The organism is Neisseria subflava (assembly GCF_005221305.1).
GTDB lineage: Bacteria > Pseudomonadota > Gammaproteobacteria > Burkholderiales > Neisseriaceae > Neisseria > Neisseria subflava.
On record NZ_CP039887.1, the window covers coordinates 823,580 to 848,657 of the forward strand.

17 protein-coding genes and 3 pseudogenes are annotated in these 25,078 nt (G+C 47.9%); 9 read left to right on the forward strand and 11 right to left on the reverse strand.

Features of this window, described 5'->3' with window-relative positions; translation table 11 throughout:
• The first annotated feature begins 2 nt into the window (after positions 1-2).
• The 8 genes and pseudogenes from FAH66_RS04035 to FAH66_RS04080 all read left to right on the forward strand — a co-directional run bounded on the left by FAH66_RS04035 (position 3) and on the right by FAH66_RS04080 (position 10,135).
• The gene (locus tag FAH66_RS04035) at positions 3-425 is read left to right on the forward strand and encodes a hypothetical protein (protein ID WP_137040770.1); all 423 of its coding nucleotides are present in this window, start codon (positions 3-5) and stop codon (positions 423-425) included.
• Between the two features lie 30 nt (positions 426-455).
• Positions 456-767 (forward strand): hypothetical protein, encoded by a 312-nt coding sequence (locus FAH66_RS10890; RefSeq protein ID WP_208648087.1) that lies wholly within the window; start codon positions 456-458, stop codon positions 765-767.
• Positions 768-1,088: 321 nt separating this feature from the next.
• The gene (locus tag FAH66_RS04045) at positions 1,089-5,411 is read left to right on the forward strand and encodes an RHS repeat-associated core domain-containing protein (RefSeq protein ID WP_137040771.1); all 4,323 of its coding nucleotides are present in this window, start codon (positions 1,089-1,091) and stop codon (positions 5,409-5,411) included.
• Positions 5,412-5,422: 11 nt separating this feature from the next.
• Positions 5,423-5,785: a cytochrome C biogenesis protein gene (locus FAH66_RS04050; RefSeq protein WP_137040772.1), complete on the forward strand. Its 363-nt coding sequence runs from the start codon at positions 5,423-5,425 to the stop codon at positions 5,783-5,785.
• A gap of 389 nt (positions 5,786-6,174) precedes the next feature.
• Positions 6,175-8,346 (forward strand): annotated as a pseudogene (locus FAH66_RS04065) (RHS repeat-associated core domain-containing protein); the annotation flags it as partial.
• A 10-nt stretch (positions 8,347-8,356) separates the two neighbouring features.
• On the forward strand, positions 8,357-8,590 hold the full coding sequence (locus FAH66_RS04070; RefSeq protein WP_137040773.1) for a DUF7660 family protein: 234 nt from the start codon (positions 8,357-8,359) through the stop codon (positions 8,588-8,590).
• A 51-nt stretch (positions 8,591-8,641) separates the two neighbouring features.
• A pseudogene (locus FAH66_RS04075) lies at positions 8,642-9,118 on the forward strand (RHS repeat-associated core domain-containing protein); the annotation flags it as partial.
• 462 nt (positions 9,119-9,580) lie between these two features.
• Positions 9,581-10,135, forward strand: a complete 555-nt coding sequence (locus tag FAH66_RS04080) for a hypothetical protein (RefSeq protein WP_137040774.1) — start codon at positions 9,581-9,583, stop codon at positions 10,133-10,135.
• 429 nt (positions 10,136-10,564) lie between these two features.
• On the opposite strand, the gene FAH66_RS11000 is transcribed toward FAH66_RS04080, so the two are convergent.
• The 11 genes and pseudogenes from FAH66_RS11000 to FAH66_RS04140 all read right to left on the reverse strand — a co-directional run bounded on the left by FAH66_RS11000 (position 10,565) and on the right by FAH66_RS04140 (position 23,383).
• Entirely contained in the window at positions 10,565-11,899 is a 1,335-nt protein-coding gene (locus tag FAH66_RS11000) for an RHS repeat domain-containing protein (RefSeq protein WP_244285011.1), read from the reverse strand.
• Positions 11,900-12,323: 424 nt separating this feature from the next.
• On the reverse strand, positions 12,324-12,878 hold the full coding sequence (locus FAH66_RS04100; RefSeq protein WP_137040775.1) for a hypothetical protein: 555 nt from the start codon (positions 12,876-12,878) through the stop codon (positions 12,324-12,326).
• 12 nt (positions 12,879-12,890) lie between these two features.
• Positions 12,891-13,319, reverse strand: coding sequence for a hypothetical protein (locus FAH66_RS11005; protein ID WP_244285054.1), 429 nt, complete (start codon positions 13,317-13,319; stop codon positions 12,891-12,893).
• Positions 13,317-14,072, reverse strand: a pseudogene (locus FAH66_RS10805) (RHS repeat-associated core domain-containing protein); the annotation flags it as partial. The pseudogene FAH66_RS10805 and the gene FAH66_RS11005, both read right to left, overlap by 3 nt.
• A 432-nt stretch (positions 14,073-14,504) precedes the next feature.
• Positions 14,505-15,122: an NAD(P)H-binding protein gene (locus FAH66_RS04110; protein WP_049351026.1), complete on the reverse strand. Its 618-nt coding sequence runs from the start codon at positions 15,120-15,122 to the stop codon at positions 14,505-14,507.
• A gap of 92 nt (positions 15,123-15,214) precedes the next feature.
• Positions 15,215-17,035 carry a heme anaerobic degradation radical SAM methyltransferase ChuW/HutW gene (gene hutW, locus FAH66_RS04115; protein WP_137040777.1) on the reverse strand — a complete coding sequence of 607 codons (1,821 nt, stop codon included), beginning with the start codon at positions 17,033-17,035 and terminating at the stop codon, positions 15,215-15,217.
• A gap of 274 nt (positions 17,036-17,309) precedes the next feature.
• Positions 17,310-18,035, reverse strand: a complete 726-nt coding sequence (locus tag FAH66_RS04120) for an ABC transporter ATP-binding protein (RefSeq protein ID WP_137040778.1) — start codon at positions 18,033-18,035, stop codon at positions 17,310-17,312.
• 36 nt (positions 18,036-18,071) lie between these two features.
• Positions 18,072-19,013 (reverse strand): FecCD family ABC transporter permease, encoded by a 942-nt coding sequence (locus tag FAH66_RS04125; protein ID WP_137040779.1) that lies wholly within the window; start codon positions 19,011-19,013, stop codon positions 18,072-18,074.
• A gap of 142 nt (positions 19,014-19,155) precedes the next feature.
• Positions 19,156-19,947: a heme/hemin ABC transporter substrate-binding protein gene (locus tag FAH66_RS04130; protein ID WP_137040780.1), complete on the reverse strand. Its 792-nt coding sequence runs from the start codon at positions 19,945-19,947 to the stop codon at positions 19,156-19,158.
• 74 nt (positions 19,948-20,021) lie between these two features.
• Complete coding sequence (locus FAH66_RS04135) at positions 20,022-22,220, reverse strand: TonB-dependent hemoglobin/transferrin/lactoferrin family receptor (RefSeq protein ID WP_137040781.1); 2,199 nt, start codon at positions 22,218-22,220, stop codon at positions 20,022-20,024.
• Between the two features lie 311 nt (positions 22,221-22,531).
• Positions 22,532-23,383, reverse strand: a complete 852-nt coding sequence (locus FAH66_RS04140; RefSeq protein ID WP_070451972.1) for an MBL fold metallo-hydrolase — start codon at positions 23,381-23,383, stop codon at positions 22,532-22,534.
• A gap of 97 nt (positions 23,384-23,480) precedes the next feature.
• Between FAH66_RS04140 and FAH66_RS04145 the strand changes: the two genes are divergently transcribed.
• Complete coding sequence (locus FAH66_RS04145; protein WP_137040782.1) at positions 23,481-24,467, forward strand: GlxA family transcriptional regulator; 987 nt, start codon at positions 23,481-23,483, stop codon at positions 24,465-24,467.
• The last annotated feature ends 611 nt before the right edge of the window (positions 24,468-25,078 follow it).

Below are 25,078 nucleotides of genomic sequence, written 5' to 3' on the forward strand. Positions count from 1 at the left end.
ATATGAATCAAATTAAATTATTTATACAACAAAAAAACATTGTCATCAATAATCTCTCCTTAAACTTTAATGACATTAAAGACATTAAAGAAAAAACTAAATTAATAAATTTTAAAAATATACAAGAAGGTGTTTATTTATTTCAAGAAAATATTTATTACCTTGAAGAAGAAGGAAAAATATTTATTGACATATACAAAAAGGAAATTGATATCTTATTTAATGACTATTTTTATTTAACTAAAAACATCTTAGAATCAAGAATTATTCAAAATTTTCTTAATTTATATCCTTCTTTAAAATCATATTGTGTACTAAAAAGTGCTCCAGTACTCGAATTTAAAGGACCTGAATTAGCATGGAATTCCCTTTTGTTCATCTATGACTCCAAACAGGCGTCAATAAGGCTGAATATTTCATTCTAAAATACTACAGTAAAATAACAAGAAGTATTTATGAAACAACCATACGAAATACACTCAGATTTTTTTAAGAAAATGATTGATTCAGGCTGGTATGAGAATAGAGAAATCATTTTAGATTCTCTACCCCACCATTTAGAGGAGTTACCTGATAATGTAAAAAAATTTCTAAGAGAAATATGGTATTTAACAATTAGCAATGACGCTTATTATCGTAGTAATGGACGCATCTTTCTATCTACGGTACTGCATAACTTTGGTGAAACTACAAATACCTTAGTTGACTATTCGATAGATGATGAGGATTATATTTTTTATCAAAAATCTATTGGAAAAAAAAATTAAGAAATTTCGGCTTTGCAGATAGCCGAGAAATCCTTATTGACGAACTGGGAAGAATTTATTTTATTCCTGATTCTGGAGATTTATATTATTTGGGAGGTAAATTTTATGAGGGATTATATAATTTAATATTTAGAACTGGAAATTCATTTATCGTAGAGGAGGATGGGGAACTTTTTGTAGAATCAGAAGAAGGTATTTCATCAGGGAATATGAATATTAGAGATACTGAGTAAACATAGGCTTTCCCAAGCTCTAACGCGCCCGTAAGGTCGTCTGAAAAATTTTCAGACGACCCCATCCCACAAACAGGAGCAAGCCGCCATGGCCGTCAATAAAATCGCCCGTAAAAGCAGCAAGTTCCGCGTTGTCTTTACCGTCCCCGATTTCTGTTGGCCGCCACCACCCGCTCCCCCTTCCGTTCCGCCCATTCCCTTCCCACTCTTTGCCGACCTCGGCGGTGCCCAAACCGTCGCCAAAGACGTACGCCTCAACCGCAAGCCTGCTTTTGTCTTTAAAGCCAGTAAGACGGACAAGACTTATGGCGATGAAATCGCCCTTCCGGGCCGTAAAGGGGTAAAGAGCCGCACCGCCACCAAACCGGCATGGCCTATGCGCCATTCTTCCTCGGTTAAAATCCGTAAACGCTATATCGTGCGCACCGGCGATATGTTCCATATGAACGGCAAGTTCAGCAAAAGACTCCCCCCTAAAACCTGTCTGTCCTGTAAGGGTGCAGTGGGTGCCGGTCGGCCGGTGAATCCGATACACGGTTTGAAGTTTCTAACCGGTGAAACCGACTTTGCCTTTGAAGGCATTTTGCCGCTGGTATGGAGCCGCAGCTATTATTCCGACCAAGACGGTACCGGCTGGCTCGGCGAGGGTTGGAGCGTACCGGGCTGCCAACGCATCATCCGCGATGCGGCGGGATTGGCCTATATCGACGATCAAGGCCGTTTGTTCCCTTTGCCGGAAGTGGATGAAGATGATGAAGAACCGGTATTGTTCGAAAGCGAACAGATTTGGTTCAGTAAAAACCCGGACGGCCATTATGTCATTGCGTCGCTGGACGGTTCGATAGCGTTGCGTTTTGCGCCTTTGGTGGTCGCTGAAGACGGTTCGGACGAAGATTCCACCCTCTTCCCTTTGGTCGCGGTAGAAGACGCCAACGGCAACCATCAGCGTTTCATTTATCATCCGCTGACCGGTCTGCCGCAATACATTATTGACGGCAACGGACGGGTATTCTCGCTGAACTTTGGCAATGTAGCCGATGAGCAATCGCCTAAAATGCGGCTGCTGTCGGTATCGCTGTTGGAGGGTTTGCCTGCCTTTGGCGAAGCGGTCCGGGTCGGCAGCCCGCTGGTTCGCTATGAATACAACGGCAGTGGTGACTTAGTCCGCGTTATCGGCCGCGACGGCAAGGTCAAACGCAGCTTCGGCTATAAGAACAATCTGATGGTGTCGCACACCGATGCAGCCGGATTGGTATCGGAATACGAATACGACCATTACACCCCGACCGGCAAAGTGTTACGCAACCGGACTTCCTTGGGCGAGGAATGGCGTTTTACCTATCACGAAGGTTATACCGAGGTAACCGACGTATTGGGCCGTACCGAGCAATACCATTACGACTACAACAACGAGTTGACCAAACGGGTGTTTGCCGACGGCAGCACCAACCTGATGGAACGCGACGACTTGGGCCGTCTGCTCAGCCATACCGATGCAATGGGGCGCGTTACCCGTTATCAGTACAGCAACGAGGGCCAGGTGGAAAGCATTACCCGTCCGGACGGCGTCATCCTGCATTTCGACTATGACGACAACTACCGTCTGATCCGTAAAAGCGATGCCGAAAGCCGTTATCACGGCTATACCTACGACGAAGCGGGCAACCTGCTGACCCATACCGACCCGCTGAAACACATCACCCGTTTCGAATATGCCGGCAACGGTCTGTTGCTGTCGGTGACCGATCCGAACGGCAGCAGTACCGCCTACCACTATAACGAAAACCATCAGCCCGACCGGATTACCGACTGCTCGGGTTACGAAACCAAACTCTCTTACACTCCCGAAGGACAGTTGGCGCGTATTACCGATGCGCTGGGACAGCATACCGAATACCACTACGACGCCAATCAAAACCTTACCCTTGCCCTCTATCCCGACGGCAGCAAAGAGACCTTCGGCTACGATGCCGCAGGTCGTTTAAAAACCCATACCGACGGCGAAGGCCATACCACTTCCTACGAATACGGCCAAGACGGTCTGCCGACCCGGCGCACCAATGCGCTGGGCCATACCTTCGGCTACCACTACGACAAAGCCCGCCGCCTGGTCGGCCTCACCAATGAAAACGGTGCGCGCTACCGCTTTGCCTACGACGTCCTCGACCGATTGATTGCCGAAAGCGGCTTCGACCATAAACTGACCGGCTACCGCTATAATGCCGGTAACGAACTAATTGAACAGCGCGAATACGGCGATGATGCCACCCTTGCCGCCAAACTGATGGCGCAACTGGGCGGGCAACCCGTTGCTAAAAAAGATGCCGCCCCGCTTTCAGACGGCCTCGACAGCCAAACCCCGCTGCGGATTACCGAGTTCAAACGAGATGTATTGGGACGGCTGATCCACACCCTTGCCCGCGATAACGACAAGGTTCAGGAAACCGCTTACCAATACGACCCGAACGGCAACCTCGTCCGCGCCGCCAACCGCCAAAGCATCACCTGCTTCGACTACAACGGCAACGGTCAAATCATCGGCCAGCACCAATGGAAAGTGCCGTCCAAAGAAGAAAACGCCCAAAACGGTTTGCCCGAAACCGACTGGCGCGATGCGCAGTACGACATGCTGTACCTGCCCGTTACCGAAACCGTCCGCTACCACTACGACTTCAACGGCAACCGCACCGCCACCGTCCTGCCCGACGGCAGACAGATCAACTATCTGTATTACGGCAGCGGCCACCTGCACCAAATCAGCCTCAACGACGAAGTCATCACCGACATCGAACGCGACAGGCTGCACCGCGAAATCTTCCGCACACAGGGTAAACTCGCCAGCCGTTACGAACTCGACCCTTTAGGTCGTCTGAAAAGACAAATCGCCACCCTCAACGACCTGACCGAAGGCGGCAAAGGCAAAAACAAAGTCGCAGCGGGCTATGGCCAAACCGCCGTCAAACGCAGCTACGGCTACGACCGCACCGGCAACCTGACCCACAGCACCGACCAGCGGACGGGCACGACGCAGTTCGAGTACGACAAACTGGGCAGGATTACCCAAGCCGGCAGCGAACTGTTCGCCTTCGACCCTGCGCACAATATCCTCGACATTCCGACGGAAAAGGTCAAACCGTACCCTGCCCCCTCTCCCGTGGGAGAGGGTCGGGGAGAGGGCAAAACGACCGTGCCGCTTTCAGCCGACCTCAATCCCATCACCGACAACCGCCTGAAAACCTACAACGGCACGACCTATTACTACGACGAGCTCGGCAACCTGATCCACCGCGAACTGGCCGACGGCGAAGTGCAGAACTATTTCTACGATCTGCACGACCAACTGGTTAAAGCCGAAATCTTCAAAAAAGACGGCATGAAAGAAACTTGGGCGTACACCTACGACGCCTTGGGCAGAAGGATAGGCAAAGGCCGTCTGAAAAACGAAGAAGTTTCAGACGACCTCGAAGAGGAAACCGGATTCGTTTGGGACGGCAGCCACCTCTTACAGGAAGTCCAACCGGACGGCAGGTATACATATATCTACACCGATCCCGAAAGCTACGAACTCTTGGCACAGGTACATAACTGGACAACCGAAGGCGGCGAAAACCGTCAACAGACCCACTACTTCCACTGCGACCAAATCGGCATCCCAAGAGAGATAACCGATGGCGAAGGCAATCTGGTTTGGTTCGGGGATTATTACGGTTGGGGCAAACTGAAGAGTGAAACCAACATAACGGGAACTGCTCACCAACTCTTCCGATTACAGAATCAGTATGCCGACCGTGAGACGGGGCTGCATTACAACTTCTTCAGGTATTATGAGCCTGATGCGGGTCGGTTTGTGAATCAGGATCCGATTGGGTTGGAAGGTGGAGAGAATCTGTATGCGTTTGCGCCTAATACTGGTTCATGGATTGATCCCAGTGGTAACTTACCAATACTTGTTGTAATGGCAGTGGGAGCTTTAATGGGGGGAGCTGTTGATATTGTTTTCCAAGTTGCTGGAAATTATTTATCAAATAAACCATTGGATTGTATTAATTGGAATTCAGTAGCTGTAAGTGCAGCCATAGGTGGGATTATTCCTACTATTCCAGGAGCTGCTACCGTTGGCAAATGTGCATGGAAAGGCTCAACAAATCTTGTTGGTTTCGCAAAAAATAAATCTATGGCTAAGGAATTAGGTAAAAAATATACTGAACTATTTGGAAAACAAGGAGCTAAAAATGCCCGCCATAAAGTAGGAAAACAACTAGGTAAATCTACAAAAGCAGCCGCTCATAATTTATCCAATATCAAAAAATATGCTGCAATTGGAGCAGCCGTTGCTGCCACTAGCCAAATAGCTAAAGCAATTTTTGGAGGAGAGAAAAAAAGTGTATTTAGCGATTCTCCGTGTGGTTAAAAGGATTTTTTATGTCTAATAAATTTAAGGAATTTACTCAAAAATATTGGATAAGCATTTTAATTTCTTGGTTTTTCATTTGGTTATGGATGGCTTATTATGGGGATAATGTAACAGTTAAATTGGTTATACTTCCAATAATCTCTTTTTTCTTAGTGATATTGTTCCATTTAGAATTAGAAAGAAAAAATATTAAATACCTATCTATTATTCAGATGATAATTGGGATGTTGCTGGGATTAGCTATACAAATCAAAAGAGAGAATTTTATGCTCTTTGAAGGATTGATATTCGGAGGAATTTGGGGATTAACAACACCCTTTGGGGTAAAAATATTTTTATTTTTAAGAAAAAAGATAGGAAATTATGTATAACAAAGCATAAGTTAGGGTAGTTACCGACAAACAACCTAAAGGCCGTCTGAAACCCCTTTCGGACGGCCTCGAAGAGGAAATCCGCTTCGTTTGGGACGGAAGCCACCTATTGCGGGAAATCCAACTGAATAGTAGATATACATCAATCGGTAATAATATTGTTAAAGAACAAATAGTTCAGACGATCTCGAAGAAAATAGTTAGGTTGTCTGAATAATCTCATTATCGTTCATTCTACTCTATATCTTACCTACAAATACGGCCAAGACGGTCTGCCGACCCGACGCACCAATGCGCTGGGCCATACCTTCGGCTATCATTACGACAAAGCCCGCCGCCTAATCGGCCTCACCAATGAAAACTGTGCGCGCTACCGCTTTGCCTATGACGTCCTCGACCGCCTGATTGCCGAAAGCGGCTTCGACCATAAGCTCACCGGCTACCACTACAACGCCGGCAACGAACTAATTGAACAGCGCGAATACGGCGACGACGCCTCCCTCGCCGCCAAACTGATGGCGCAACTGGGCGGGCAACCCGTTGCTAAAAAAGATGCCGCCCCGCTTTCAGACGGCCTCGACAGCCAAACCCCGCTGCGGATTACCGAGTTCAAACGAGATGTATTGGGACGCTTAATCCACACACTCGCCCGCGATAACGACAAGGTTCAGGAAACCGTTTACCAATACGACTTTGACGGCAACCTCGTCCGTGTCGCCAACAGCCAAAGCATTACCTGCTTTGACTACAACGGCAACGGCCAAATCATCGGCCAGCACCAATGGAAAGTGCCGACTAAGGAAGAAAACGCCCAAAACGGTTTGCCCGAAACCGACTGGCGCGATGCGCAGTACGACATGCTGTACCTGCCCGTTACCGAAACCGTCCGCTACCACTACGACTTCAACGGCAACCGCACCGCCACCGTCCTGCCCGACGGCAGACAGATCAACTATCTGTATTACGGCAGCGGCCACCTGCACCAAATCAGCCTCAACGACGAAGTCATCACCGACATCGAACGCGACAGGCTGCACCGCGAAATCTTCCGCACACAGGGTAAACTCGCCAGCCGTTACGAACTCGACCCTTTAGGTCGTCTGAAAAGACAAATCGCCACCCTCAACGACCTGACCGAAGGCGGCAAAGGCAAAAACAAAGTCGCAGCGGGCTATGGCCAAACCGCCGTCAAACGCAGCTACGGCTACGACCGCACCGGCAACCTGACCCACAGCACCGACCAGCGGACGGGCACGACGCAGTTCGAGTACGACAAACTGGGCAGGATTACCCAAGCCGGCAGCGAACTGTTCGCCTTCGACCCTGCGCACAATATCCTCGACATTCCGACGGAAAAGGTCAAACCGTACCCTGCCCCCTCTCCCGTGGGAGAGGGTCGGGGAGAGGGCAAAACAACCGCACCGCTTTCAGACAACCGCTCCGCCATCACCGACAACCGCCTGAAAACCTACAACGGCACGACCTATTACTACGACCACTTCGGCAACCTGATCCACCGCGAACTGGCCGACGGCGAAGTGCAGAACTATTTCTACGACCTGCACGACCAACTGGTTAAAGCGGAAATCTTCAAGAAAGACGGCACAAAAGAAACTTGGGTGTACAGCTACGACGCCTTGGGCAGAAGGATAGGCAAAGGTCGTCTGAAAAACGAAGAAGTTTCAGAAACGTCATTCCCGCATGATTTAAGCGGGAACGGCCTCGAAAACCAAACCCGCTTTGTTTGGGACGGCAGCCATTTACTGCAAGAAATCCAACCGGACGGCAGGTATACCTATATCTACACCGATCCGGGCAGCTACGAACCCCTGGCACAGGTACACAACCGGACCAACGAAGAAGGCGAAAGCGGCCAACAAACCTACTATTTCCACTGCGATCAAATCGGCATCCCGCGTGAGATGACCGATGGCGAAGGCAATCTGGTTTGGTTCGGGGATTATTACGGTTGGGGCAAACTGAAGAGTGAAACCAACATAACGGGAACTGCTCACCAACTCTTCCGATTACAGAATCAGTACGCCGACCGTGAGACGGGGCTGCACTACAACTTCTTCAGGTATTATGAGCCTGATGCGGGGCGGTTTGTTAATCAGGATCCGATTGGGTTATGGGGTGGAAGTAATTTTTATCAGTTTGCGCCGAACATGCAGAGGTGGATTGATGTATTAGGTTTGACTGGGAAATGCCAAAACTGTCCGCCAGGAACCATGCCAACAAAAGATATTCACTTCATGCAAAGCAGTGCAAAAAATCAAACAGGGGATTATACAGTTCTACAAAATGCGGCAGATTTAAAATCTGGTAAGTTAGATCCTAATATTTTAAGAATTAATATTTGGAAAGACGCGAGTGGCAAAACATGGACTTTAGACCATCGTAGATTGGCTGCTTTTAAAATCGCGAAAATAGAATGTACTCCTGTTCAAGAAGCAAATTCTAGTATGGTAAAAAAACAAATGTGGAAAATGACTACTAAAACGGAAGGTAAATCAATGACTTTAAAACTTGGCAACGGCAAGAATCTAATTGTTCAATGAGGACTAAATTATGGAAATTAAAAATAGAGATGACTTTCTAGTTTTTTTAAAAGAATTCATTACTGAAATTCATACAGAAGATTTTGAAAATAATACACTAGATAGCTTTTTAGAAGCCATGAAAAATTGGATTGAAGATATGGATGGATACTATAAAAATATGGGTATGAAAGAATATAACGACAAAACTTTAAATTGGAGTATGTTAGCAGACATTTTGAATGCCTCACGAATATATGAATAGCAATAAGTAAACGTAGTTCGTCTGACAAAACATTTTTCAGACGACCTTCGTCTCGAAGAGCAAACCCGCTTCGTTTGGGACGGCAGCCACCTCTTGCAAGAAATCCAATCGGACGGCAGATATACCTATATCTACACCGATCCCGACAGTTATGAACCTTTGGCACAGGTACACAACCGGACCAACGAAGACGGAGAAAGCCTCCAACAAACCCACTACTTCCACTGCGACCAAATCGACATCCCAAGAGAAATGACCGATAAGGACGGTAATTTGCTGTGGTTCAGGGATTATTACGGTTGGGGCAAACTGAAGAGTGAAACCAACATATCCGGAACTGCTCACCAACCCTTCCGATTGCAAAACCAGTACGCCGACCGTGAAACGAGGCTGCATTACAACTCCTTCAGGTATTATGAACCTGATGCGGGTCGGTTTGTGAATCAGGATCCGATTGGGTTGTGGGGCGGCTTTAACGTTTATCAGTTTGTACCGAACGTTCAAGGTTGGCTTGACATATTAGGATTAAAAAATAAATTTGCATTTGACCATCCTAATTGTATTGCTAGACGTAAAAAGATTAGCAATATAGAAAATGATATTATTAAAAGAAATCAAGAAATCAAAGCCAATCCTGGAAATTTACCATATAAGCACAAACCTGGTATAAAGCCTAGAGATTCAGTTGAAGGACATATTCAACTAGTTGAACAACTTAAAGAAACTTTGAAAAAACATAAACAATGGTTAAATGATAATTGCGATGATTTACCTCCACCATCCCCTGGTAGATGTACCTCACCTTCTTCAGTGCCTAATAGTCAAACCCAAGAAAATTTGAAAACTGTGGGGAAAGCAGCGGGAACCGCCGCTGCAATCTACATAGGGTATAAAATTGTAAGAGCTGTTGCTATATCATTTGTTGCCACCCCCGTAGCAGGAGCTGGTAGTTTAGCATTGCCATAATTTTAAAATATAAAGGCTATGAAAATGAATTATAAAATAATTAATGCAATGAGCAATCTAGAAATAATTAAATATTTACACTCATTAGAAAATAAAAAGGATTTACAAGATGCTTTGGAATATATTTCTCTAAACTTAGATAGCACAATATTTCAACCTACTATTGATAACGACACATTCTTTTTTATATATTACCTCCTCAGTAATAAAAAAATAATCCAAAATAGGGGGCTTTGGGAATTTATTATTACCCTAGAAAGTTCAGATCTCGACTTTTCCCAAATAACTAAAGCTAAAAGGTTTAAATTAATAAATAAAATTACTTCAGCGTCTGAGCTTTATGAAAGTTCAGTGGCTTGCGAAATAGGAAGATTTATTATTCGATATTTATTAATTAATAAACCTGAAAGACTAAAATATATCTTATATATTAAAAAAGAGTTAGATAAAAAAATAGCCAAGTGTAATTATTTGGATATGTTATATTTTATGCTTTTAGACTATCAAGACAATTCTGAAATTAATCAAAGTGAAAAAGAAAATATTACTAAACTATTAAAAAAAATTAGTAAATCATAGTTTTTCTTACAAACATTGTTCCCTTTTTAAAACTAAGTTGCTCCGCATCAATTAGATATAACGATAGCAAGCCGCAATTCGCATGAAACCTCCACAACATAGGGTGTTGCGGTTTCTGCTTTTCAGACGACCTCACTCCTTTTTCGAGGTCGTCTGAAATATCTTTTCCATAACAATCCAAGCCAAAACCACCTACAGATACGGCCAAGACGGTCTGCCGACCCGACGCACCAATGCACTGGGGCATACCTTCGGCTACCATTACGACAAAGCCCGCCGCTTAGTCGGCCTCATGAATTTTTTTGCTTCTCTGCGTAACTTCTTCCTTTCACTTTTTGGAACTCCTGCTTTTCTAAGAGCTCCTTGCCCAATATCAATTTCCCTATGCAGGTTTGGAGACATTTGATTCCTACCTAGTTGGTAGTACTGTCAACGAATTTGCTCTTCATGATAATGCGCACCGCCTATACCACGAGTATCTTTCTTTGGACTACTTGTATGATGATCTAAATCTAAAGCTATAGAAGGATTCTGCGGCAAACGAACATTTTTAGATGTATATTCGCTTTGCACCAAAGCCTTATGCCGAATTAACTCATGAGCTTGCAAGCCATCTCCCACATATGCTTTACTGTTCAAACTCCCATAAATACCTATTTCATACAAACTAGCAAGCCCTAAAGGATCAACCCAAGCCTGCGCATTCGGCGTAAACTGATACAAGTTATCCCCACCCAACAACCCAATCGGGTCCTGATTCACAAACCGACCGGCCTCAGGCTCGTAATAGCGCATCAGGTTGTAATGTAGCCCTGTCTCTTCATCGAAGTATTGGTTCTGCAATCTGAACGGCTGATGCGCATTCTTGTAAACCTGCTCGTCCTTTTTCAGACGGCCCCAGGCGGTGTATTCACCGTACCACAACAGATTGCCGTGGATGTCAGTCATCTCGCGCGGGATGCCGACTTGGTCGGTGTGGAAATAGGCGAGGTATTGCTCTTCGTCTTGGTTGTTATGGAAGACTTGGGCTAAGGGTTCGTAGCTGTCTTGGTCGGTGTAGATATAGGTGTAGCTGCCTTTGTAGGTGTACTCCTGAAGTAATCGTGTTCCGTCCCAGACGAAGTGGGTGCGTTTCGGATCGGTACTCGTCCAGGCGAGTTTGTCTTGACGTTCTTTGGAAAGGCGTCTGCCGAACGGGTCGTAGGCGTATGTCCAGATCTCGGTGTTGCCTGCTACTTTTTTGATTTCTGCGCGGACGAGTTGGTTTTCTAAATCGTATTGGTAATATTGGTTTTCGCCATTGGGCAGCTGGCGGTAGATCAAATTGCCCAATGCGTCGTAGGTGTATTCGATGCCGTTGTATTCTTTGAGGCGGTTGCCACTGGTAAGGTTGGGCTTGGCAGGTGATTTCAGACGACCTTGAGTTTTGGGGTCGTCTGAAACCGGAGCGGTCGTTTTGCCCTCTCCCCGCCCCTCTCCCACGGGAGAGGGAGTAGATGTCGGGATGTCGAGGATGTTGTGGGCGGGGTCGAAGGCGAAGGTTTCGCTGCGGCCGGTTTGGCTGTTGCGGGCTTCTTGAATGCGTCCGATTTTGTCGTAAACGTAATTAAGGACGCCGCTTCTTTGGTCGGCGCTTTGAATCAGGTTGCCGGCTTTGTCGTAGGCGTAGCGGCGGTTGACGGCGCCGCCGACCAGCGGGTTTTGTTTGCCGTGAAGCGTTTGTGTGCCGCTCCGGACGGTACGCTGGCTTTTCAGACGACCCATGGGGTCGTAGTCGTACAGGCTGCTGATGCTGCCCTGCGTCCTTTGGATTTCGCGGTGCAGTTTGTCGCGTTCGATGTCGCTGACGACTTCGCCGTCGAGGCTGATTTGGTGCAGGTGTCCGCTGCCGTAGTACAGGTAATCGATATGGCGGCCGTCGGGCAGGATGGTGCGTTTGAACCGGTGGATGTGCCAAGTCTCGGGACGGTCTTTCAGATGACTTCTATGTTAACCGTCAATAAGATTGTTAAAGAACAAATGGTTCAGACGACCTCAAAGAAGGTATTGAGGTCGTCTGAAAAGCAGAAACCGCGTGCGTGCGTACCGTACATACCCTACGTCAGGACTGAAGGTTTTGTCCGGGCTACGACTTGCTACCTATGAATTTGAAAATTTATGCAGGCTACGGCTTGCTTGTTATTCCCAATTATTCAAAGAAAAAATTATAGAAGTTTTTTACTTCAATACTTAGTTTAGTTGATTGAAAAAAAACATTAAGTTCAGCAATAAATTCATCGTCCTCTAGAATAAAATAATCATCATTATTAATATTCTTCGAAAAGAATTTTTCCGACAATGCCATTATTTCAGACAATGTTTGTATAAAATCTCCTAAAGAAGAAGCTATTTTTTTAGGTTCTTTTGACCCTAATCGTAAAGAAAAGATTTCAAGGGTTTCCTTTGAAATTAATATAGGTTCGTCATTTTGATTAGCTATATAGAGATAATTCTCTATGTTTATGGCTTCTTGCCATCCTACTAAGCCTTCTTGATTCTCAGATGATGCAAAAATTAAATTAAATGGCTGACCTATATGAATTTGAGGATTTAATGTTATCAAATTGAAAAAATAGTTAATGATAGACGCATTATCTTGTAATATTTTTTCGTCAATTATAATTTCCCCAAAATCGATCTCCTTACGAGAGAGTTGACCATAAATATTAGAAAGATTTTTAACTGCTGTTTTCAAACTAAACATAATAATATACTCCTATTTTGTGCATTTTTTAAGTTGTTGCAACATTGTTCGCCTATCAATTAACCTACCGCGCCCCAAATTGGTCCAGCGACCTCTATGCCCTTGATTAGAATGTAAATGTTCGTCAACTCCTCCAGGATGGTTACTATTAGGCAAAAATACAATATTTCTTGGGTCACCTTTCCATTTTTGACCTAGACTGCCTAATTCAACAGAATTAATATGATGACCAGTATAACCTGCTTCAGACATAACAGAAGTCAAATTTTTATTTTTCGTGTTCAAAATCAAATCTCTTTCTGCTTGTGTCCAATTTCGAGTACCACCCCCTGCTTCAACTAAAGCTTTTTCCTCTCTCCAAGCTCTATCTATGGCTGTTCCACGTGCACCATTTTGAGCCGAAATAGTATCTCGGGGTTTGTAACGTATAAGGCGAACCAAACCCCATGGATCAATCCAAGCCTGCGTATTCAGCGCAAACTGATATAAATTATCTCCACCAATTAATTTAATCGGGTCCTGATTTACAAACCGCCCCGCCTCAGGCTCGTAATACCGCATCAGGTTGTAATGCAAGCCGGTTTCTTCATCGTAATACTGGTTCTGCAGTCTGAACGGCTGATGTGCATTCCGATAAACCCGCTCATCTTTTTTCAGACGGCCCCAAGCGGTGTATTCGCCGTACCATAAGAGATTACCATGGATGTCGGTCATCTCCCTCGGTATGCCGACTTGGTCGTTGTGGAAATAGGCAAGGTATTGTGCTTCGTCTTGGTTGTTGTGGAAGACTTGGGCTAAGGGTTCGTAGCTGTCTTGGTCGGTGTAGATATAGGTGTAGCTGCCTTTGTAGATGTACTCCTGCAATAGGCGGCTGCCGTCCCAGACGAAGTGGGTGCGTTTCGGGTCGGTACTCGTCCAGGCGAGTTTGTCTTGGCGTTCTTTGGAGAGGCGTCGTCCGAACGGGTCGTAGGCGTATGTCCAGATCTCGGTATTGCCGGCTGGCTTTTTGATTTCGGCGCGGACGAGTTGGTTTTCTAAATCGTATTGGTAATACTGGTTTTTGCCATTGGGCAGCTGGCGGTAAATCAGGGTGCCTAAACAATAGTAGCAGTTGAGGAGATTACCATTGCCAAGATTATATCCTTTGCCCTTCTCCCTGGGGGTGAAGGAAGAATTGCATTGGCAAGATGATATGACTATCCTCTACCCTATTTCACTAGCCAATAATGAAGTGTGAGAGTTATAGCATGTTAAACCGCCAAATTTCTATTAAAACCTATTGATTTTATACTAAAAATTGGAGTATTATACAGAATCTTTTAAGATTAACTAATAGTTAACAAACAGGAACAAACAACAGCGATTGTTGGGTATAGAGAAAACTACATAATTTATATTATGTTAAATTCATAAGTCTAATATTTTAGCCTGCCAACTCCTGTTTCTCTCAGTAGTACAATCACTTACAGAATTCAAACATAAAAGGCCGTCTGAAATTTTCATACGGCCTTTTTATTTATATCCTCCAGCCTTTTCTAAGCAAATCCTTTATTGTTTTGATCGGCTGCTAATCAATTACCTACTCCAACTTTAATAAAGAGAAAGTGGGCAATCTACTCAATCCGTTTATGCCGCACCAACGCTATACGTTTCGCCCTTGCTGTCCGCTTGGCCGACAATGGCAGCAACGGCAGCGGCCAAGCCGTTGCGCGTCATGTATTTTTGCGGAATTTCTTGGGTATTTTGTGTCAAGGTATAGGTATTATCTTCGCCATCAGCAAGGCCGCAGGGGCGCAGGATGGTCCAATTCAAACCGCTTTGTTTGAGATAGATTTCAGCTTCTGTTTTGGCACGGACGGCTTCGCCGAGTGCCTGTTTGAACGGCTCGCTCATCATGTCCCATTGTTCACCGCAGCCCATGCTGGTAATCAGTACAAAGCGAGCTTGCGGATTGGCGGCTTTCGTAGCGGCAATGATGTTGATATTGCCCAGCGCATCGCTGCGGATGCCCTCTTCGTTTTTGCCGCCGACAAAACTGATCACAGTATCGGGACGATATTGTGCCAACGCTTTATCGAGCGCGTCGGCATCAAGCGCATCGGCGACGACGGTTTGAATATTGTGTGCGGCAAAAAAGCTGTCTTCAGACGGCCTTCTCAATACGGCGACGGTATCGGCTGAGTCAGTCAATGTGCGGATATAGGCGCGGCCGGACGGGCCGTTGGCTCCGAAGATGAGTTGCATGTTTGGGGTTCCTTTGTATGGTAGATGTTTGTTGTTAGAAAATCCGCTCCTCTATGCAACAAGGAACGGATTATCAGGCCGTCTGAAGCCGTTTAAGCGGCATCAAACAATTTGCGCATGGCTTCGATTTGGTGTTGTTTCAACTCGCCTGCCTCATCGCGGCCGACAAAAATTTTAAACATGGCGCCGCCGTTGCGGTTGATAAAGTTGAGCGAGCAAGTAGCTTTGCCCATGAACGGGCGTTCCAAAAGGTAGATGGAGGCGCAGTTTTCGTAATAGATATGACCGTGTACGCCGCCATCGGTTTCAGGATGGTCAAAGTTGTAGAAACCGCGGCCGACTTTGCCGTTAGGCAGTTTGCCGCTGACTTCGACGATGGCATCGGGGGTGTGGGCGATGAAGGTAACGGATTCATCCCATGCGGCAATGGCTTGGAGGATTTCGACTATGCGGCTGCCTTCGGTTTGACGCACATTCTCTTCCGGCAGACAGCGGATAACGTCTTCAAAACTGCATTGGTTTTGCGCTGCCAGCATTTCCAGTACTTGGCCTGGATTTTTTTCCAATGATTGGCGCAACATGGTTTGTTGTTCGGCTGAAAGTTTTTGCATGGTTTGATCCTTTTCTTGAGTTGGAAGAGTGAGCATGAGTTTGCGGATAAGGGTGGGCGACCAATAACGGCCGCTGGTATTCAAACGGATCAGGCCGTCTGAATCGGGTTCTTTAAAAAGCTGCATTTCCTGCCATTGGGCAATCAGCTTTTGCGCTGCTTTGTTGCCGTCGAACAATAATGGATTCAGACGGCCTGTTTCAATATCGTGCTGGACTTTGCTGAGCAGTGCTTTATTTGGACTATGGCCGCTCATAAACGTGATGTTTTTCTCGCCTTTCGGCGTGGCGAGATAACTCTCCAAGTCGCCCTGCACCTGATAGCTGAAACCGCCGAAGTTACCGCCTGCGCCGGAGCCGAACGCCAGACAGGGAATGTCGGATTTGATCAGGGTATTGTAGCGGTTGCGCTCGCCGCGGCCGGGATAGGCGAAGTGGCTGTTGCTGACTTGTTCCCAGCCTTTTTCCAGCAGTGTTTCAACCGTGTAGGCATATTGGTCTGCCTGAATATCGAAACCCGGTGGTGTCGGAAATGCGCCTTTTTCAATCATGCGGTTGATGGGCAGCATGGGATAAAGGTTGAACGCGTATGTATCCAGACCGGACAGAGGCAGCTCGGCGGCGCGGGCGATATCGTTTTGCCAAACTTCATCGGTTTGATTGGGCAGGCCGAACATCAAATCGGCCACAATCACGGCATCGAGTTCGCACAATTTTGCCAAATATTCAAATGCCTCGTCGCCGCTGTGTTTGCGGCCGAGACGGCGGCGGATGGCGGTATTGAAAGTTTGTACGCCGATGGAAATGCGGTTGGCCCCTGCTTCGATGCAGGCCTGTGCTTTTTCCAAATCGAAATGGCTCATGCGCCCTTCGATGGTGAACTCGCAATCTTCGGCAAGCGGCAGATATTGGTAGCAGGCACGAATCAGGCGGACGAGGTCTTCCGTAAGCAACGCGGTCGGCGTGCCGCCCCCGAAATAAACAGCTCGGATTTTGCCCTTACCTGTACGGACTTCGGCTTCAGCGGCCATTTCTTCGATAATTTTGTCGGTGTACACGCTGCTTTGGCTGTCCTTCCACGCATTGCGGTAGAAGCCGCAAAAAACGCAATGGTTGGCGCAAAATGGAATATGCAGATAAGCAAGCGCGTCCACATCGGTGGCATGGGGAAGCTTTTTCTTCCAAATGTTCTGCCACTGGGGGCGCGGCATTGGAACACCGCCCCAAACGGGCATTAATGCCTGACGTTCGGGAAATGCCTTGGGCGCGGATTGTTTCGGAGTCCAAACAAGCTGCTGTACCATGATAATGATTAATAAAAATTATTAATAAGATTTATATATTAAATAACCATCATCGTTTTCTTGTCAATATTTTTGCGTAATTCAAAATTAGTATTATTTTAAAATATTGTATTCTATAAATAATTAAATGTATTTCTATTTGATGAAAATCGGCATTTTATTTGTGAAATGCGCAAAATTTGGTTCTTCAAGTCGGGAATATCCTCCCATCTCGTTTCATTTTTGAACGATAAAATAAATTTTCTTTATCGTTTTTCAGACGGCCTGTTGGCACTCAGCTTCTGAAATAAAACCCTGCTTCATCTTCGCAACGGCGTATCTGCCAACCGTAAACCGATTCAAGCAAGTCGGGGCACATCACTTCGCCCACCTTGCCTGATGCAACGACTTTTCCCTTACTCATCAAAATAATATGTTCCGCATAACGCGCGGCGAGGTTTAAATCGTGTAATACCATCATTGATGAGGCACGGTTTGAATGCCCGACCAAATACTGCATCAGGCGGTGTTGGTGGCGGATATCGAGATGGTTGCACGGTTCGTCCAAAAGCAAGACCGGCGCGTTTTGCAACAGGGCGCGGATGATGTTGGTGCGTTGTTGCTCGCCACCTGAAAGCTTGCCGATGCGCTTATCCGCCAACGCCGTCAAATCAAAATAATCGAGTAGCTCGTCCGCCCATTCATGGTTCAGACGGCCTTTTTGTACGAATGACGCCAACTCAATGTATTCGCGTACGGTCATCGGCATATTGTAACGGCCATGCTGCCCGACCCATGCCACCCTGCCCGCGCGGATTTGCGGCGCAACGGCCTCACCGAAAAGCGTGATTCCCCCCTGCCCCGTTTGCCCGATTAAGGCACGCAGTAAAGTAGATTTGCCCGCACCATTCGGGCCGATAATGACGGTCATGCCGTGAGGTATATCCAGTTGATCGATTTCAAGCAGGGTTTTGTCTTGGACGCGGACGGAAAGATTACAGATTTGAAATAAGGTGTGCATGGCAAAAGATATGGGGGCAATGAAGTTTCAGACGGCCTATTGGCTTTTCAAAGGCTTGATAAACAAATACATAAAAAACGGTCCGCCCAATAAGGCAATCACGATACCGACCGGCAGATCGACAGGGTATGTCAGCCAGCGCGCCGCACCGTCCACCACCATCAAAAACACTGCGCCCAACCAAGCCGACAGCGCAATCAGTTTGCGGCGGCTGCCGCCGACGGTTTGCGCCAGTACATTGGGGATCATCATGCCGAGAAAACCGATGATGCCCGAAAGCGATACCGCCGCCCCCGTCATCAATGCCGCGCCGATTACGGTTTGCACACGCAATATCCCGACCGACACCCCCATACTGGCAGCCGTATCTTCCCCTGTCATCAAAACATCCAGCCGCCTGCCTGCGGATAACAAAATCAGAAAACCGGGCAACATGACCGCGATTGCCGCAACAGGCGATGAAAAACCGGCTTCGGCAAGGCTGCCCGACAGCCATGTGGTCGCGCTGCGCAATACCAAATCGTCAGACAAAAACAAAATCATGCTGACCACCGCGCCCGAAAACGCGCTCAACACAAACCCCAACACCAGCAATCCCAAAGTACCGCCGCCGAGTAGTTTGTGCACCGCCAAAATCAGCAGGCACACACCCAATGCACCGAGAAAAGCCGCCGCCGGCACACCCATCGCGCCACCGCCCAAAGCCAATAGCACAATCACGCCCAAGGCCGCCCCGCCCGACGTCCCGATCAAACTCGGATCAGCCAGCGGGTTCTCAAATAAAGCCTGCAATGCCGCACCCGAAGCGGACAAACCGGCTCCGACCAAAAGCGCGGTATAGATGCGCGGTAAACGGATTTGACGGACGGTTTCATCCATCGCCAACGGCGACTCCCACGCGCCAAAACCGATGCCGCAGCACAAATAAACGGCGGCGGCAGTAAGCAGCAGGCAGAGGGTAAGGGTATGCGGTTTCATGACATCATGCGGTTTAAGCGGATTGAGGAACAGTTTCAGACGGCATTTTTAAGACAGCCGTTTTACTTCCTCCTCAATAAGAAGGAACAAATCAAGGCCGTCTGAAAACAAAAATCAGGCAAGGTGTTCAAAACAGGCGCGTTTATTTCGCCAAACCGTGCAAACGCTGAATCACTTGCGGCGTATCCAGCCCGTAACGGAACATATCGTTGGCCTTCCACAAATAAATCTTGCCGTTTTTCGCGGCAGGCGAGCCGGAGATTTCGGGGCGTGCGGCAAAGGTTTTGACGTTGCCCATCATGGCGGTGTTGTGGTCGGCAATAATGATGATGTCGGGTTTGGCCGCAATCCATGCCTCACGCGTCATCGGTTTGAGGCCGTCAATGGCGGCTGCGGCATTGATACCGCCGGCACGGCGGATGATTTCGTCGGCGGCAGTATTCTTGCCCGATACGATGCGTCCGTCGTAGCTGAAGAGGTAGCGTTTGCCGCTGGAAGGCTGCTGTTTCATATCCGCCTGCCACTTACTGGCCAACTTGTCCGCCTGCACGCTTTTGCCGATAAGCTGGCCGATGTTGCGGATACTTTGCGGATAGGCGGCGATGCTGTCATCGGGCGCAACATTGACGGCTTTAATGCCTGCTTTTTGCAGGTGGGCAAAAATATCGGCAGGCTGCGCCATCCATGAACCGATGGCAATGTCGGGTTTGGCGGCCACAATCGGTTCAACCGTCAGGCGGCGATGAATGCCGATACTGGGCTTGTTTTTCAACGCCGGATTTTGAACGGTCTGGTCGCGGCCGACGATTTCGTCCAATGCGCCGAGCGCGGCAACAATGTCTGCCGTATCAGGGGTCAACACGACGATGCGTTGCGCGTGTGCAGTGCCGGTCAACGAAATAAGTGCGGAAAGCAGGAGGAGTTTGAGTTTCATTGTTTTTTTCCTTGTCGCATACTTTCAGACGGCCTGCTCGTTTTCTCAGGCCGTCTGAAAACGGTTGAATCACATTAGAACTTCAGTTGTACGGTTGCGGCGAAATTACGGCCGGTTTCGGTGTACAAGTCCATCACACTGGTACGGCTCATGCCGGCAACGTCTGCGTGCTGCCAGTATTTTTTGTTGCCGACGTTGTAAATGTTTGCGCCGATTTCGAGGTTTTTAAACGGCTTGTACCACGCGCCGACATCCCATACGCCATAACCCGGCTCTTGGAAAACAGTGTCGCTGCTGACGCGGCTGTGTTTTTTCGACCAGCGCAGCTTGGTACCCACACCCCATTTTTCCTGAGTGTAATCCAAACCCAAAACGCCGTTGAGCGGATAAGCAGAATCCAACGGTTTGCCGTCCTGCTGCTCACCGCGCATCCAAGCGATGTTGCCGGAGACTTGCCAGCCCGGCAGGAATTTGTAGGCGGCGGAGGCTTCGGCACCGTAGGTTTTGACCCTATCCAGATTTTGATATTGGTACTGGATAATCGGGCGTCCGCCAATGGTGGAGGTACCGATTTCAGTGCGGTTGATAAAGTTGCGGTAACGGTTGTAGAACGCGGTGACTTGCGCACGGGCACGTTCGTTTTTGAACTTCATCCCCAATTCAAAGCTGTTAGAGCGTTCAGATTTGAGGTTGGCATTGGGAATGATGGCATAGCCGTAGGTCGTATTGGCAAACGCCATGGTCGCGCTGTCAAAAGGCGGCGTGCGGAAGCCTTGTGAATAAGTGGCAAATCCGGTGAACTGCTCACCCATCGGCACGCTCAGGCGCAGGCTGGGCGTAAACGCGGAATCACTGAAGCGCGTCGCCGTTCCGCCGGGATTGGCGTTGAGATAGGCTTGGTCGGTTTCAGTATTCAGCTTGTCTTTTTCGTAACGTAAGGCCGGAGTTAGAACAATGCCGTTGCCGAAGGTCAGGCTGTCTTGTGCGTAAACGCTGAACGTTTTGCGCTTGCTGTCGGGGAAGGTTTTATTCGGATAGGTGCTGCCTGCATAAACTTTGCTGACGGCGCCGTTCAGATTGTCCACTGTCAGACTGTCGCGCGGACGGGCGGTCTCAGTATGTTTGTATTCGGCACCGGCAACGACGGTTTGTTTGACCGCGCCGTCAAACTCCCACACGCTACGTCCGTTCAGCCCACGTATGGTCTGATTGAAACCGTAGTCGGAATAACGGGTCGAGTTACCTAATTGGCGCGCGCCCATACGCGTAATGCTCACATCGACGGCATCGTCTTCCGTACGCAGTTTTTGCTGATAGGCAGCCAGGTTGGCTTCTTTCAGACGGCCTTCGCCAGTGTAGCGGTAGCCTGCTTCGATACGTTGACGGCGGATGCGGTCGCGAGCATTGCTCTCAGATGTTGCGATGGTTACCGGCCCGCGCGATTGCGAACCCAAGCTGTTTGCCAACACGGTATCGTTGGCGTGGTAATACTGTTCGTACAAAGTTTCCAAGCGGTGGCGTTCGTTGCCGATATTGCCTTTCGCCAAGATATTGTAGGCATTGTTTTTCTGCGGATTGGTGGCGGTGCGCGAAGTCGAGTAGCTTTTGTCGCCGCCCATGTTTTCCGTTTCGTGGCCTTGGCGGCGCGTCAGCATCAGCAGACCTTCGGCGTTTTCATGGAAACCGGCGGCTGTCGCCGTTACACCGTGGCTACGGTCGCGGCTGCGGTAGCCGTGTTTCAAACCGAAATGCCCGCGTTTGTCCGCATCGACAAAATCGCGCGGCGAGAGCGTAACCATATTCACCACACCGCCGAGTGCATCGCTGCCGTACAGCGCGGAATAAGGACCTTTGACAATATCGACCTGCTTCAGCGTGTCGCTTTCAACCATATCGCGTCCCGAAATCGCGCCGTTGGAGCCGCCGCCCGCGTAGGACTCGGGAATGCGTACGCCGTCCACCATCATCAGGATGCGGTTGCCGTCTATGCCTCGGATATTGATGCCCGCATGGCCGCGGCGGTTGTTATCAGACGGCACACTGACGCCGGGTTCGTACAAAACCATGTCGTCCAAATTCTGCGCCGACGCTTGGTTTAAGGTCTTGCGCCCGATAACCGACACATTCGGCGCAGCTTTGTCCAGCGTTTGCGCGTTGCGGTCGGCCGTGACTACCACAGGCTCTATTTCTGCCTGAGCTACCGGCATCTGAGCCGCATATAACTGTCCGGAAAAAACCGCCCCTACTACACAGGCAATCGCTTTCTTTTTCATTACATAACCTTATTATTTGAATAATAATGGTTTACATTTATAAAATAAATAGGCGGTTTTTGCAAGTTTGGGAACTGCAAGACAGCACTAACAAAGGTGCGGAGCATATGTATTCGTCTGACTACGCCTGCCTGCTCTAACCTGCCCATGATTGACTGATACGGCAGCGATGCGGCCGTTAAGCCATAAACGCAGTTTTCAGGCTATCTGAAAACCCTGTGCAGACTGCTTTTAAAGGCCGTCTGAAATCCGAAAAGCAGCCTGCACTTTGAAAACAAGGTGCAGGCTGCTTTAGGGTAATAAGCCGTTTATCAATCCAGTTTCAGGATTTCTCCGTCTTCCGGAACGTTCACACGGCTTTCAATGCCTTGACCGCGTATAAATTTACGCATATCGGCGCGGCTGACGGCGGTATGATTCACGGTATCCATGTGTACGGTGATGATTTTGGCTTTAGGCATGACTTGGCTGGCTTTTAATACATCAGCCGTCCCCATAATAATGCCGTCTGAAATGCCTGAAATCAGCGCGTAGCCCGTGTTCATAATCAGATAATCGGGTTTGTAGCGGTTCAATGCTTTGTTTACATCTGCCGTCCACACAGTATCACCCATAATATAAGCGGTTTTATGTCCGCTGCTTTGGAATACCACACCCATTGCATCGCCTAAGATTTCGGCTAGCTGAGGATTGGCATACATGGCTTCTGTACCGTGTACGCCGCCGGTTTTGCTGATGGTTACGCCGTTGAAGACGGTGCTGCCGTTCAACACGCGTACATCAGTAAAGCCTTGGCTGCGGATTTTTGCCGCGTCGGCTTGGTGCTGCACATATACGGGCAGGTTTTTCGGAATGGAACGTGCAGCGGTTTCGTCCCAATGGTCTTCGTGAGTATGGGTAACGATAACTGCATCCACACCGTCCAAAATTTTATTCACGCTCATCGGTAGCCCGACCAGCGGCATTTTGGCTTGGTTATTGAACGTGCCGGCAAAGCCGTTCATGGAATGCTTGGGGGCGAAAAACGGGTCAATCAAAAACGTCTGCCCCGCATATTCGACTTTGGCGGTAGCGTTACGGATATGTTGGTATGAATCGTCTGCCCAAGCGGAAAAGGCTGTCGCGCCCAAAACAGTGGCAAGAATAAATTGCTTGAATTTCATGATGTTGCTCCTTAAAAAATCATGGAGCGTATTTTAAGCAGCAGGTGTATCGGCTAAAATAGGCAATATTGCCAATAAACGTAAGGATAGTGCCAAAATGTCGTCTGAAAACGAGCGTAACGAGTTTCGCCAAAATCAAACTGTCCCCAAAATCGTGCTATATGCTCAATCGGGCATGAATGATTTTGTCTTCAACATTCCCTTTTCTGTTTTTCAGACGACCTATCGGAACAATCCACTCTTTGACCTGAAAATCTGTTCCGATGACAGCAAAGACGTTATCACGGCACTGGGCGCAAGCATTCCCGTACACGGCGGCTTGGATTTGACGGAAGAAGCCGACATCATCGTCATCGCAGGCTGGCGCAATATTGAAGAAGCCCCGACACCCGAGTTGAGCGCACATTTACAGAAAGCAGTACAACGTGGTGCGCATATCACCGCCCTATGTTACGGCACTTACGCCCTTGCCTACACAGGACTTTTAGACGGCAGAACCACCGCTACCCACTGGCTGGCCGAAGACGACTTTGTCCGCCGTTTCCCTAAAATTCATCTAGATACCAACCGCCTATATGCGGAAGACGGCAACTTTTTAACATCGGCAGGTGCGGCGGGCGGGCTGGATTGCTGCCTTTACCTCATCCGCAAAATCCACGGTGCAACCGTTGCCAACGACCTTGCCCGTACCTTGGTTGCGGCACCACACCGCGAAGGCGGGCAGGCACAGTTTATCCACCGACCTGTCGAACGTCGTACCGCCGATGACAAAATCAATCACTTATTGGACGAACTGCGCCAAAACCTTGCCACCCCATACCGCTTGGACGATTTGGCAAAAAAATTAGCCGTTTCCCGCCGTACCTTTATCCGCCATTTTTCTCAAGCCACAGGCATGAATTTCGGTGAGTGGCTCACCACAGAGCGGCTATGGCAGGTACAGGATTTATTGGAAAATACGGATTTGCCGATAGAACGCATCGCCGAACAAAGCGGCTTCGGCAGCGCGGCAAACCTACGTTTGCAGTTCAAAGCCAAGTTTAAAATCAATCCGAATGCCTGGCGGAAAGTATTTGGCAGATAGCTCGCGTTAGTCAATCCAAAATACCTGAGTGCGGGCTGCTTCGGAGGTCTCCACTGAAACCGAGTTTCCCACCAAACTGCCGCAGGCGGAATAAAACGTGAAAGTCAGACAAATACTTGCCCAAGGCAGGCGTATTAACTTCATCTAATTCACGCCGCATACGGTGATTTCCGCTCTCTCTACAAAGGAACAGAGCATATGTATTCGTTACGCCTACCTGTACAAACACCACTAGATGACATTCCATCACAGCACCGTTTACCGCCACCTTCATCAAGATAATCGACAAAGATCGAAAGGCGCATCGCCGAAAAAACATTTAGCCACGGAACGCCAAGTATTTTATTCTTGAATCTGTTCCAACCACTGGTATTCGGATGTTGCATTTGAAATCCGAATCCAAGCCTGTCTGAAATATTCAAATAAGTTTTTATTTGTTCCTCTTATCCCTCACCCTTCTATTTACCTCAAACTCAAAAAACATTTCCATATTATTAAAAATTAGTTAGAATTTCACAAAATTATAAATAATAATCAAACTTATTTGTATTATTTTAGTCAGAGTGTAATCGCATCTATTCGATCTGTCTTGTTCAGACGGCCTTACCAAT

Coding starts and splice junctions, on each gene's coding strand:
- FAH66_RS04035 (WP_137040770.1), top strand. CDS start 3: ATGAATCAAATTAAATTATTTATACAACAAAAAAACATTGTCATCAAT.
- FAH66_RS10890 (WP_208648087.1), top strand. CDS start 456: ATGAAACAACCATACGAAATACACTCAGATTTTTTTAAGAAAATGATT.
- FAH66_RS04045 (WP_137040771.1), top strand. CDS start 1,089: ATGGCCGTCAATAAAATCGCCCGTAAAAGCAGCAAGTTCCGCGTTGTC.
- FAH66_RS04050 (WP_137040772.1), top strand. CDS start 5,423: ATGTCTAATAAATTTAAGGAATTTACTCAAAAATATTGGATAAGCATT.
- FAH66_RS04070 (WP_137040773.1), top strand. CDS start 8,357: ATGGAAATTAAAAATAGAGATGACTTTCTAGTTTTTTTAAAAGAATTC.
- FAH66_RS04080 (WP_137040774.1), top strand. CDS start 9,581: ATGAATTATAAAATAATTAATGCAATGAGCAATCTAGAAATAATTAAA.
- FAH66_RS11000 (WP_244285011.1), bottom strand. CDS start 11,899: ATGGGTCGTCTGAAAAGCCAGCGTACCGTCCGGAGCGGCACACAAACG.
- FAH66_RS04100 (WP_137040775.1), bottom strand. CDS start 12,878: ATGTTTAGTTTGAAAACAGCAGTTAAAAATCTTTCTAATATTTATGGT.
- FAH66_RS04110 (WP_049351026.1), bottom strand. CDS start 15,122: ATGCAACTCATCTTCGGAGCCAACGGCCCGTCCGGCCGCGCCTATATC.
- hutW (WP_137040777.1), bottom strand. CDS start 17,035: ATGGTACAGCAGCTTGTTTGGACTCCGAAACAATCCGCGCCCAAGGCA.
- FAH66_RS04120 (WP_137040778.1), bottom strand. CDS start 18,035: ATGCACACCTTATTTCAAATCTGTAATCTTTCCGTCCGCGTCCAAGAC.
- FAH66_RS04125 (WP_137040779.1), bottom strand. CDS start 19,013: ATGAAACCGCATACCCTTACCCTCTGCCTGCTGCTTACTGCCGCCGCC.
- FAH66_RS04130 (WP_137040780.1), bottom strand. CDS start 19,947: ATGAAACTCAAACTCCTCCTGCTTTCCGCACTTATTTCGTTGACCGGC.
- FAH66_RS04135 (WP_137040781.1), bottom strand. CDS start 22,220: ATGAAAAAGAAAGCGATTGCCTGTGTAGTAGGGGCGGTTTTTTCCGGA.
- FAH66_RS04140 (WP_070451972.1), bottom strand. CDS start 23,383: ATGAAATTCAAGCAATTTATTCTTGCCACTGTTTTGGGCGCGACAGCC.
- FAH66_RS04145 (WP_137040782.1), top strand. CDS start 23,481: ATGTCGTCTGAAAACGAGCGTAACGAGTTTCGCCAAAATCAAACTGTC.